The sequence below is a fragment of the Humibacter ginsengiterrae genome (assembly GCF_054780115.1).
Map to the genome: position 1 here is coordinate 1 of NZ_BAAGWY010000021.1, position 11,605 is coordinate 11,605.

11 protein-coding genes are annotated in these 11,605 nt (G+C 67.3%); 1 reads left to right on the forward strand and 10 read right to left on the reverse strand.

The window, feature by feature from the left end:
* Nucleotides 1–177: 177 nt before the first annotated feature.
* The 9 genes from ACYVII_RS17800 to rapZ all read right to left on the reverse strand — a co-directional run bounded on the left by ACYVII_RS17800 (nt 178) and on the right by rapZ (nt 8,461).
* On the reverse strand, nt 178–1,797 hold the full coding sequence (locus ACYVII_RS17800; protein ID WP_460537618.1) for an outer membrane protein assembly factor BamB family protein: 1,620 nt from the start codon (nt 1,795–1,797) through the stop codon (nt 178–180).
* A gap of 120 nt (nt 1,798–1,917) precedes the next feature.
* A complete protein-coding gene (locus ACYVII_RS17805; RefSeq protein ID WP_460537620.1) occupies nt 1,918–2,286 on the reverse strand; it encodes an RNA polymerase-binding protein RbpA in 369 nt (122 codons plus the stop codon).
* A gap of 42 nt (nt 2,287–2,328) precedes the next feature.
* On the reverse strand, nt 2,329–2,574 hold the full coding sequence (secG, locus tag ACYVII_RS17810) for a preprotein translocase subunit SecG (RefSeq protein WP_460537622.1): 246 nt from the start codon (nt 2,572–2,574) through the stop codon (nt 2,329–2,331).
* 52 nt (nt 2,575–2,626) lie between these two features.
* Nucleotides 2,627–3,451: a triose-phosphate isomerase family protein gene (gene tpiA / locus ACYVII_RS17815; RefSeq protein WP_460537624.1), complete on the reverse strand. Its 825-nt coding sequence runs from the start codon at nt 3,449–3,451 to the stop codon at nt 2,627–2,629.
* Nucleotides 3,439–4,656: a phosphoglycerate kinase gene (locus ACYVII_RS17820; RefSeq protein ID WP_460537626.1), complete on the reverse strand. Its 1,218-nt coding sequence runs from the start codon at nt 4,654–4,656 to the stop codon at nt 3,439–3,441. The genes tpiA and ACYVII_RS17820 overlap by 13 nt, the downstream gene beginning before the upstream one ends.
* Before the next feature lie 23 nt (nt 4,657–4,679).
* Complete coding sequence (gene gap, locus ACYVII_RS17825) at nt 4,680–5,690, reverse strand: type I glyceraldehyde-3-phosphate dehydrogenase (RefSeq protein ID WP_460537628.1); 1,011 nt, start codon at nt 5,688–5,690, stop codon at nt 4,680–4,682.
* 100 nt (nt 5,691–5,790) lie between these two features.
* On the reverse strand, nt 5,791–6,417 hold the full coding sequence (locus tag ACYVII_RS17830) for a superoxide dismutase (protein WP_460537630.1): 627 nt from the start codon (nt 6,415–6,417) through the stop codon (nt 5,791–5,793).
* A 97-nt stretch (nt 6,418–6,514) separates the two neighbouring features.
* The gene (gene whiA, locus ACYVII_RS17835; RefSeq protein ID WP_460537632.1) at nt 6,515–7,492 is read right to left on the reverse strand and encodes a DNA-binding protein WhiA; all 978 of its coding nucleotides are present in this window, start codon (nt 7,490–7,492) and stop codon (nt 6,515–6,517) included.
* Nucleotides 7,493–7,576: 84 nt separating this feature from the next.
* Nucleotides 7,577–8,461, reverse strand: coding sequence for a RapZ family nucleotide-binding protein (rapZ, locus tag ACYVII_RS17840; RefSeq protein WP_460537634.1), 885 nt, complete (start codon nt 8,459–8,461; stop codon nt 7,577–7,579).
* A gap of 279 nt (nt 8,462–8,740) precedes the next feature.
* Between rapZ and ACYVII_RS17845 the strand changes: the two genes are divergently transcribed.
* Nucleotides 8,741–9,568, forward strand: a complete 828-nt coding sequence (locus ACYVII_RS17845; RefSeq protein WP_460537636.1) for a M23 family metallopeptidase — start codon at nt 8,741–8,743, stop codon at nt 9,566–9,568.
* A gap of 45 nt (nt 9,569–9,613) precedes the next feature.
* Here the strand turns inward: ACYVII_RS17845 and uvrC are convergent, their stop codons facing one another.
* Nucleotides 9,614–11,602 carry an excinuclease ABC subunit UvrC gene (uvrC, locus tag ACYVII_RS17850; protein WP_460537638.1) on the reverse strand — a complete coding sequence of 663 codons (1,989 nt, stop codon included), beginning with the start codon at nt 11,600–11,602 and terminating at the stop codon, nt 9,614–9,616.
* Nucleotides 11,603–11,605: the final 3 nt, after the last annotated feature.

Genomic DNA, 11,605 nt, shown 5'->3' on the forward strand with positions numbered 1-11,605 from the left:
ACACCAGGGCCTCCGCTGCATGTCGGCATCCCGAGCCACTCTCGAGATGATCCACGAATCTGCACCGTGAGGCCCTGGGCCTACAAGACCAAACCCACAACCCCACACTCATAGGGTCTGAGCCGAGAGCAGAGCACGCTCGCGTGCTCTGCCGAACTGATGGAGTCAGTCGGAGTGTCAGCGAACACTAGACCGCACCGTGTAGGCGATCAGCTGCGCCGCACCCTGAGCGCCGCTCGTGGTCTTCGGCGCGCCGGCCGGGATGAGAACGGTGTTGCCGAACACCGCGATGGGCGCGTTCGTCGACGCGGGCAATTCGTGACGGTAGATCACGGCGCCCGTCGTGCGGTCCAGTGCGAGCAGCTCACCGCTGTACAGGGTCGTGAAAACGAGATCGCCTGAAACGGTCGTCGCGCCCAGCGGGAGGCTCGACACCCTCGTGTCCCATTGCACATTGCCGGTGGCCAGGCTCAGCGCCTCTACCTCTCCCCCGGCCTTCGCCCCGGAGGAAGGTGTGCCGTTCACGCCGGTCGATTTGGGAAGGGTGAACGGAAGATCGAGGGTGGCGACGTAGACGCTGCCGTCTGCCACCGCGATATTCGACAGCACGCCGCCGAGCGCGCCCGGCTCGTACGTGTACGGATACTTCGGCGTGAACCGGTGTGAGAGCGCGTGCAGGGAATCGTCATCTGTGCCGTTGTGCGCGCCGACCGGCGTCTTCCACAGCACCGTTCCGGTGGCCGCGTTCGTCGCGATGACGAATCCGAGCTTGCCCGACCCGATGATCGCCTGCAGCCCGTCGACGGTCGTCTCGACCGGCGACGCCTGGATGTCGTGATCCTTGAAGTCGTTCGGCACCGCCTGGTAGTACCAGCGGAGCTTCCCCGTGACGGCGTCGAGGTTGACGAGGCTGTCGGTGTAGAGCTGCCGCGACGGATGCGATACGGCTGAGCCGATCGACTGGTACGGGTTGCCGACGCCGAACGTGACCGATCCGTCGGTGCCCACGAGCGGCGTCTCCCATGCCCCTCCTGAACCGAGGCCGAGGGAGCTCACGCCCAGCGCTGTTCCGCTGGTCACGGTCTCGAACTTCCACAGCACGTGTCCGGAGGAGGCGCTCAGCGCCAGCAGGACGCCTCCGCCGCGCCCCGATCCATACGCGCTCGCGAGATAGACGCGGCCGTCGGCGACCGCGGGCTGAATCTCGAACGATCCTTCACCGCTGCCGAGCACACCGGAGTTCGTCCAGTCGACCTTGCCCGTCGACGCGCTGAGCGCGAACACTTCATCGGGGGTGTCTCCGTACACCTTGCCGTCCGAGACGGCGACACCGTTCGGGCCAGGACCGCTCTTCTCGGGGATGCCGACCTGGTACTCCCACTTCAGCTTTCCGGTCGCCAGCGAGACGGCGTAGACGTTGCAGTCCAGATCCTGGATGTACACCACTCCGCCTGCAACGACAGGTGCGGCGGCGAACGCCCCCGTGTCCTTGACTCCTGTGGCCGGGGTGCCGGTCAGTTTGAGCGACCACGCTTCGCGCAGAGCGGAGACGTTCTTCGACGAGATCACCGAGCTCGTCGCGTCGCGGGTGTTCGCGAGATCCCCGTTCGGGTACGGCCAAGACCCGGTCGGCGTGGCCGCACCCGGAAAGGAGGTGCTGCCGGCCGTCGTGCCACCGGTGCACGCGGAGAGCAGCAGGAGCGTCGTCGCCGTTGCAGCGAAGCCTGCGCCGCGACGCAACGCGCGCCACGGACCGGCGTGGCGCAAAAAGGTGCGCCGTTTCAATTCAGCCGCCATCGAGGTCACCACCTCGTCGATAAAGTGATATCTCAATAGTACGGCCGAGAGATCACTTCGAGCGAGGCGGAACGGCGGACCAGACTGCGTCCGCCGGCCGCGATGGTGCGGCGAACCCCGCTAGTTCGTGGGCGTGAGCCTGCCGCGGCGCTCGCGAAGCTGCTTCAGCGCGTCGTCGAGGAGCTGCTCGGCCTCTTCCTCCGTACGGCGCTCCTTCACGTAGGCCAGATGCGTCTTATACGGCTCGAGCTTGGCCATTGCCGGCGGGTTCTCCTTGTCCCGGCCCGCGGGAAGGCCCGACGTCGGGCAGTCGATGATGTCTGGGATCTCCTCGTCGGGAAGGTTCGCCGCGAAGTAGCGGACGGTCTCGTTGCCGAGGGCGTCCCAGTACTGCACGGCGATCCGCTCTGCGTGGAAGCCGTGGTCCTGCTCGCCCATCGGGCCGGAACCGACCCGGGACCCCCTGATCGCGCTGCCGCCAGCTGACATGAATCCTCCTTGATCGCGCGTAAGGCGACGACGGACGCGTCGCTACGCGCTGAACTTCGTGATGAGCCCCAGCACGACGATGCAGGCGAACCAGACCAGACCGAGAACGACCGTGATGCGGTTGAGGTTGCGCTCAGCCACGCCGGAGGCTCCGAGGTTGGAGGTCATGCCACCGCCGAACATGTCGGACAGACCGCCACCGCGTCCCTTGTGCAGCAGGATAAGGAGGGTCAGCAGGAGGCTCGTGATGCCGAGCAGCACCTGGAGAACGACCGTGAGAATCTGCACGAGTGAAGGGCCTTTCGGGTTGCGGGAGGCGAGGATCAGTATATCGATTTCCTCAAACGCCGACGTGCTTCTGGAAGCGCACGATCGCCGAGAAGCCGTCCGCATCGAGACTCGCCCCGCCCACGAGCGCGCCGTCGACATCCGGCTGACGCATGAAGCCGGCGATGTTCTCCGCCTTCACCGATCCGCCGTAGAGGATGCGCGTGCCCTTCGCGGTGTCGTCGTCGAGGCGTTCGGCGATCGCGGCGCGGAGTGCCGAGGCGACCTGCTGCGCCTGTTCCGGCGTGGCCGCCTGTCCCGACCCGATGGCCCACACGGGCTCGTACGCCACGACGAAGTCGGTGCCCTTCGGGAGCGACTCCAGCACCGCGTTCAGTTGTGCGACCGGCACGGCGCTGGCGCCGTGCGTCTCCAGGTCCTCGGCGGTCTCGCCCACGCAGATCAGCGGCACCAGCCCGGCGTCCACCGCCACTCTGGTCTTCGCCGCGACGACCTCGTCCGTCTCACCGTGCAGGGTGCGGCGCTCCGAGTGGCCGATGACGACGTAGGTGCAGTCCAGCTTGGCGAGGAACTCCGCCGCGATCTCGCCGGTGAAAGCCCCAGGTGCGTGCTCACTGACATCCTGGGCCCCGTACACGATCGGAAGCTTGTCGGCCGCGACCAGAGTCTGCACGCTGCGCAGGTCGGTGAACGGGGGGAAGACGGCGACCTCGACCGCGCCGAAGTCGTGGCGGGCATCCTTCAGGCTCCATGCCAGCTTCTGCACGAACGCGATCGACTGCAGGTGGTCGAGGTTCATCTTCCAGTTGCCGGCGATGAGTGGGACGCGCGCGCCGTGCGGCTGTCCACCGCCGCGAGCCGTTGTCATGCCTGCCATCCCAGCACCTCCAGTCCTGGCAGCGATTTGCCCTCGAGGAACTCGAGGCTCGCTCCCCCGCCGGTCGAGATGTGACCGAACTGATCGTCGTCGAAGCCGAGTGCGCGCACAGCCGCGGCGGAGTCGCCTCCGCCGACGACGCTGAGTCCGCGCGTCTCGGTGAGCGCCTGTGCCACGGCACGGGTGCCGGCCGCGAACGGCGCCAGCTCGAACACACCCATCGGGCCGTTCCAGAACACGGTGACCGACTCACGGATGATCTCCGCGAACTTCGCCGCCGTCTCCGGACCGATGTCGAGCCCGAGTCCGGATGCTCCCCACGTGGTGTCCTCGATGCCCGCGATCGGACGCACCTCGTGCTCCGCGTCGGCGCCGAACTTCGATGCGACGACGATGTCGGTCGGCAGGATGAGCTCGACGCCCAGTTCCTGCGCCTTCTCGAGATATCCGCGCACCGTCTCCAGCTGGTCCTCCTCGAGGAGGCTGGAGCCGACCTTGTAGCCCTGTGCGGCGAGGAAGGTGAACAGCATTCCGCCGCCGATGAGCAGCGTGTTCACGCGCGGCAGCAGGTGCCCGATCACGCCGAGCTTGTCGGAGACCTTCGACCCGCCAAGCACGACCGTGTACGGCCGCTCCGGGCTGTCAGTGAGGCGCTCGAGCACAGCGAGTTCGGTCGCGATGAGCAGGCCGGCAGCGCTCGGCAGCGCCTTGGCGAGCTCGTAGACACTCGCCTGCTTGCGGTGCACGACCCCGAAGCCGTCGGAGACGAAGGCGTCGCCGAACTCCGCGAGCTTCGCGGCGAAAGCGGCACGGTCGTCTTCGGACTTGCTCGTCTCCTCCGGGTTGAAGCGGAGGTTCTCGAGCACCGCCACATCTCCGTCGGCGAGCGACGAGACGGCATCCTTCGCCGACTCCCCGACCGTGTCGGTGGCGAAGCGCACCGGCTTGCCGAGCAGTTCGCCGAGGCGTGCCGCCACCGGCGCGAGGCTGTACTTCGGGTCGGGGGCACCGTCGGGACGGCCGAGGTGCGAGATGACGACGATGCGAGCGCCCTGCTCGATGAGGGCGTTCAGAGTGGGCAGCGACGCGCGGACACGGCCGTCGTCCGTGATCTCCCCGTCCTTCAGCGGGACGTTGAGATCACAGCGGACGACGACCGTGCGACCGGCAAGCGCACCCAGCGAGTCGAGAGTGCGGAGCGTCAATCGAGTTCCTCGCCTGTCGCGGATCAGAGACGCTCGGCGACGTACTCGGTCAGGTCGACGAGGCGGTTCGAGTAGCCCCACTCGTTGTCGTACCAGCTCGAGACCTTCACCAGGTTTCCGCTGGCGTTCGTGAGGCCGGCGTCGAAGATCGACGAGTGCGGGTTGTGCTGGATGTCGGTGGAGACGATCGGGTCGTCGTTGTACTGCAGGATGCCCTTCAGCCGCCCGTCGGCCGCCGCGGCCTTGTACGCTGCGTTGATCTCGTCGACGGTCAGGTTCTCACGACCCGTGACGAGCGTCAGGTCGACGATCGATCCCACCGGGACCGGCACGCGGTACGAGGAGCCGCTGAGCTTGCCGTTGAGCTCCGGGAGCACCAGGCCGATCGCCTTCGCGGCGCCGGTGGATGCCGGCACGATGTTGATCGCTGCGGCGCGGGCGCGGTGCAGGTCCTTATGCGGGCCGTCCTGCAGGTTCTGGTCGGCCGTGTAAGCATGCGCGGTCATCATGAAGCCGCGCTCGATGCCGAACGTGTCGTTGAAGACCTTGGCCAGCGGGGCGAGGCAGTTGGTGGTGCAGGAGGCGTTCGAGATGATGTTCATCGTCGACGGGTCGTACTTCTCCTCGTTCACGCCCATGACGAACGTGCCGTCCTCGCCGGTCGCGGGTGCGGAGATGATGACCTTCTTGGCGCCGGCCTCGATGTGCTTGCGCGCCAGGTCGGCGTTGGTGAAGAAACCGGTCGACTCGATGACGATGTCGACGCCCAGCTCGCCCCACGGGAGGTTCGCCGGATCGCGATCCGCGAGCACCTTGATCGGCTTGCCGTTGACCACGATGCTGTCGTCGGTGACCTGGACCGTCGCGTCCAGCCGGCCGCCGACCGAGTCGTACTTCAAGAGGTGCGCGAGGGTGTTCGTGTCCGTCAGGTCGTTGACGGCGACGATCTCGAGGTCGCTGCCCTTCGCGAGCGCTGCGCGGAAGTAGTTGCGACCGATGCGGCCGAACCCGTTGATGCCGATCTTCACGGACACAGATGTCTCCTGTTACTGGGGCGCCGTTCGGCGCAGGATTCAAAGGGGGACGAACGGACGACGGTGTCCCGGGCGGATCCCGTCCGGGACACCGACCCGCTTACGACAGTACCAGCAGGCCTGAGGTCTTCTCGCGTGCCCGCGTGAAGCGCTCCTGCACGTCGGCCCAGTTCGTGATGTTCCAGAACGCCTTGACGTAGTCCGCCTTCACGTTCTGGTAGTCGAGGTAGAACGCGTGCTCCCACATGTCGAGCATGAGGAGCGGAACGGTCGCCGTCGCGAGGTTGCCCTGGTGGTCGTAGAGCTGCTCGATGATGAGCTTCTGGCCGAGGGAGTCCCAGGCGAGGATCGACCATCCGGAGCCCTGGATGCCCAGTGCAGACGCCGTGAAGTGCGCGCGGAACTTGTCGAACGACCCGAAGAACTCGTCGATCGCCGCACCCAGCTCGCCCGTCGGCTTGTCGCCGCCGTCCGGTGAGAGGTTCGTCCAGAACACGGTGTGGTTGACGTTGCCTGCCAGGTTGAAGGCGAGATCCTTCTCCAGCTTGTTGATGTTCGTCAGGTCGTCGTTGTCGCGCGCCTCGGCGAGCTTGGCGATGGCGGTGTTCGCCCCGTCGACATAGGCCTTGTGGTGCTTGTCGTGGTGCAGTTCCATGATCCGGCCACTGATGTTCGGCTCGAGCGCCGAGTAGTCGTATGGAAGGTCAGGAAGCGTGTAGTCAGCCATTCACTCTCTCCTCGTGATCGACCCGCGTGCGAGATGCGCAGCGCGGTCTGAGCAACCGTTCCAGTTTAGTGATCGCTGCCTCAGCCCGGCAGGCGCGCTACAGGTCGAGGTCGGCAGGGAGGCTGGCCTCAGTGCCGGGGATGCCCAGATCGGCGGCGCGCTTGTCCGCCATCGCGAGCAGGCGGCGGATGCGGCCGGCCACGGCATCCTTCGTCATGGGCGGGTCCGCGTGGTGGCCGAGCTCGTCCAGGCTCGCGTCACGATGCGAGAGCCTCAGTTCTCCCGCGTAGCGCAGATGATCCGGGATGGTCGGCCCGAGGATCTCCATGGCGCGCTCGACTCGTGCGCATGCGGCGACGGCGGCCTGCGCAGAGCGCCGCAGGTTCGCATCGTCGAAGTTCACCAGGCGGTTGGCAGTGGCACGAACCTCGCGGCGCTGCCGCAACTCCTCCCAGGTGCGCACGGTGCCCGTCGCACCCATGCGGGCGAGCATCGCGCTGATCGCCTCGCCATCCCGGATGACCACGCGGTGCACGCCGCGCACCTCGCGCGCCTTCGCAGGGATGTCGAGGCGGCCGGCCGCCCCGACCAGCGCCATCGCGGACTCGTTCCCAGGGCACGTGATCTCCAGAGCTGCGGAGCGGCCGGGGTCGGTGAGCGAGCCGTGCGCCAGGAACGCGCCGCGCCACACGGCGGCCAGGTCTTCCTTGGAGCCCGTGGTCAGCCGGTTCGGCAGCCCTCTGATGGGTCGCCGGTGCTGGTCGAGGAGTCCGGTCTGACGGGCGAGCGTCTCGCCCCCTTCGAGCACGCGGACCGTATATACCGTGTTCTTGCGGATGCCGCCGGCAGAGGTGACCGAGACCTCGCTGCGCACGCCGTACAGTTCGGCGAGCGCCTTGCGTACGTGACGGGCCAGTGCGGGCGAGTCGAGTTCCGCCTCGACGGCGATGCGGCCGGAGATGAGATGGAGTCCGCCGGCGAGGCGCAGGATGGTGGCCAGTTCCGCTGCACGCACCGTGTTCTTGCCCGCCTCGACGCCGAGGAGCTCTTCTTTGACGTCAGCGGTCAGTGCCAATCGCGTGGTTCCGTTCTGTGTTGAAAGGTCTCGTGTCGGTCGTAGCTGCCGTCCGGGCAGGGAGGCGACGCGGTACGCGATGCGTCATTCCCGGCCGAGATCGCGGTGCTTGATCGCCACTGCGACGCCGGGAGCATCGCGCAGACGAGCGGCCAGCGCTTCCGCCATGGCCACCGAGCGATGCTTGCCCCCAGTGCAGCCTACCGCGATGGTGGCGTGCCGCTTGTTCTCTCTGCGATACCCCTCCAGCACCGGACGCAGCGCCTTCGAGTAGTCGTCCACGAACTCCACGGCGCCCGTCTGCTCGAACACGAAATCGCGCACCTCCGGGTCGAGACCGGTGAGCGCGCGCAGATCGGGCTGCCAGAACGGGTTGGGCAGGAAGCGCGCGTCGGCGACGAGGTCGGCATCCGGTGGCAGTCCGTATTTGAAGCCGAAGCTCATCAGCGTGAGCTGGATGTCTGCGGAGTCCTGGGCGGCGAAGATCTGGTTGATCTCCACGGCGAGCTGGTGGATGTTGAGGTCCGACGTGTCGATGATGATGTCGGCCGATTCGCGCAGCTCGCGTACGCGGGCACGTTCGGCAGTGATGCCGTCGAGGATCGTGCCGGTTCCCTGCAGCGGGTGCGGACGGCGCACGGATTCGAAGCGGCGCACGAGCGCGGCATCCGTCGCGTCGAGAAACAGCACGCGCACCTGCACACCGCCGCGCAAAGACTGGACCATCTCCTGCAGGTCGGAGAACAGGCCGCGGCCACGCACATCGACGACGGCCGCGACCCGCGGCAGCCGGGACCCTGCGCGACCGGCCAGGTCGATGAGCGGGCGCAGCATCTGGGGCGGGAGATTGTCGACGACGTACCAGTCGAGGTCTTCCAGCGCGTTGGCCACGGTGGAACGACCCGCTCCGGACATGCCGGTCACGATCAACAGCTCCTGCTGCTCCGAGCTCTCGGGTTCCTCGCCCATGCGTCCTCCACCACGCCGCGTGCTCCGCCACGCCGTCGCTGGTGCTCGGCGCTCGGCGTGATCGGGCTCACACCAGCCTATCGGCAACGCCGTTCGGCCAGTGCTGGCGGGGCTGGCAGACCTGCGACGGCGGTTCCCGTGACGCAGACACGGATGTCTGCCTCGTGTCGGAACGTGACAGAACCGTAATCTTCGAGTACTTTCAGACGGTCGGTCTTGCCCCGGTACGTTTCCGTACGGATTCGACCGCGCCGAGGCCGACGACGACACGAATCGCCTATGAACGAATCCCGCACGAAACACCGGGCCGCCCCGGCCGACCTCCGCAGCACGCGCATCCGGCGCGCAGATACGGGCAAGGAACGTCAAGCGACTCGTCCTGGCGGCACTGCGGGAGGAGTCCGGCGGGCGCTGCGTGCGTTCCTCATCTTCGGCGTCGTCGGCGGAATGTTCGCGACCGTCTCGCTGCCGGCCTTCGCCTCGTCGCCGCAGGGCGACCCGGTTGCGACGATGTCGTACCATCACGGCGCCGCTCAGCGACTCGCCATCGGGGCGGTCATGGCACCGGATCCGCAACACGACGACTTCTCCGCGACGACTCAGGAAGAGCTGGACCGCGCGAAGGCGGCGGCCGCTGCAGCGGCGAAGGCGAAGCAGGCGGCATCGGCGCTCGGCAAGGTCGACCTCAATATGGTCGCCCCTGGTTCCGGCGCGGTGCGCTGGCCGCTGCCCTACTACGACTCGATCGGCGACGGATTCATGGCAAGGGGTGGCGAGCACCAGGGCGTGGACCTGCTCGTGGGTGCTGGGACGCCGATCTTCGCCGTGGCCGCTGGAACAGTGAAGGTCTCGAGCGAGAGCTACTACGGCTACGGCGTCGGAGTCGTCATCGAGCACGAGATCGGCGGGCAGCGGGTGGAGACGACCTACGGCCACATGACATATGGGAGTCGTGCCGTGCAGGCGGGAGACACCGTTGCCGTGGGACAGCTGATCGGTCTCGTCGGCAGTACGGGGCAGTCGACCGCGAACCACTTGCACTTCGAAGTGCGGGTCAACGGCGGCCTCGTCGATCCGTTGGCCTGGCTGCGGGCGAACGCGGGCTGACGACATCGGAGAGTCTGTCGTTCCGGCTGACTCCCGCTCCGAGACTCAGCCCCGCAGCGCCTCCTCGACCGTCGCGGCGAGCCGCGGGCCGATGCCGCGCACCTCGGCGATCTGCTCCACGCCGGCCTTCTTCAGCTCGGCGACCGAGCCGAAGTGCCGCAACAGCTCCTTCACCCTGGCCGGGCCCAGTCCGGGCACGTCGGCGAGAACCGAAGCGATGTCCCGCTTCCGACGAGCGCGTTGATACGTGATCGCGAAGCGATGCGCCTCGTCACGAATGCGCTGCACGAGGAACAGGGCATCGCTGTTGCGGGGCAGGATGACGGGAAAGTCGGAGTCCGGCAGCCACAGCTCTTCCAGCCGCTTGGCGATCCCTGCGAGCTGGATGCCCGTCACACCGGACTCCTCCAGTGCGCGCCTCGCCGCTGCGACCTGGGGCTGCCCGCCGTCGACGAGCAGCAGCTGCGGCGGATACGAGAACTTGCGCGGGCGCCGGCCCACCTCGGCCTCCGCGATGTCGTTTGCCGTACCCGCAGCATCCGAACCGTCCGCGTCCGCCGTCGCCGGCCCCTTGCTCGCCTCCTCGACGGCATCTGTGCCGGCCTCGTCCGGGTCGGACTTCAGGTACGCGAGCCGCCGGGTGAGCACCTGGTAGATGGATTCCGTGTCGTCGGTGGAAGCGGGAATGCTGAACCTGCGGTACTGGTCCTTTCGCGGAAGGCCGTCTTCGAACACGACCATCGACGCGACGATGTTGGTGCCGGAGAGGTGCGAGACGTCGTAGCACTCCATGCGCAGCGGCGCCTCGTGCATGCCCAGCGCATCCCGGATGTCTTCGAGTGCCTGCGACCGCGCGACGAAGTCCGCGCTTCGCCGGGTCTTGTACAGCATGAGCGCGTTCTTGGCGTTCGTCTCAGCGGTCTGCGCCAGCGCGGCCTTCTCCCCGCGCTGTGCGACGCGGAGTCGCACCTTGGACGGCGCCACTCCCCTGCTGCGCGTGCCTTCCGCACCCTGCGTTCGGCGCGTGCCGAGCCACAGTTCGAGCTCGGCTGCGTCATCAGGCAGCACCGGGACGAGGATCTCGCGCGGCGGGGCGAACTCGCCGTCGTACGCATTCTCCAGCACCGTCTCGACGAGCTGGGCGACGTCGACGTCGAGCTCCTTGTCGACCACCCAGCTACGTGTTCCGCGAATGCGGCCGCTTCGCACGATGAACTGGTGAACCGCTGCGGCGAGCTCGTCGTCGGCGATGCCGAAGACATCCGTGTCGACGTCGTCCGAGAACACGACGGCCGTCTTCTCCATCACGGCGCGCATGGCCTGGATACTGTCGCGGTGGCGGGCCGCCGCCTCGTACTCCTGGTGCTCGGCGGCCTCGCGCATCCGCTGCTCGAGGGCACGCACGTAGCTGGTGTCGTTGCCGGCCATGAACGACACGAAGTCGTCGGCCACCTCGCGATGCTCATCGAGGGTGACCCGGCTCACACACGGTGCGACGCACTTGCCGATGTCGCCCAGCAGGCAGGGGCGGCCGGTCAGCTCAGCTCTGTGATACACGCCGTCTGAGCAGCTGCGCATCGGGAACGCCTTGAGCATGAGGTCGAGCGTCTCCCGGATGGCCCACACCTTGGTGTACGGGCCGAAGTAGCGCGCCCCCTTGATGCCGCGGTTGCGGGTGACCATGGCGCGCGGCACCTCGTCGGCGAGCGTGACCGCGAGGTACGGGTAGGTCTTGTCGTCGCGGAACTGCACGTTGAACGGAGGGTTGAACTCCTTGATCCAGGTGTACTCGAGCTGCAGAGCCTCGAACTCGTTGGCGACGACCGTCCACTCCACGCTGGCGGCCGTGGTGACCATGCGCCTGGTGCGCTCGTGCAGATTGCGCAGTGGCTGGAAGTAGTTGCTCAGCCGGGCGCGGAGGTTCTTCGCCTTGCCGACGTAGAGCACGCGCTTCTTGGCGTCCCTGAACCGGTAGACGCCCGGTCCGGTGGGAATCTCGCCGGTCTTGGGACGATACGGGACGGTGTCTGCCATCGC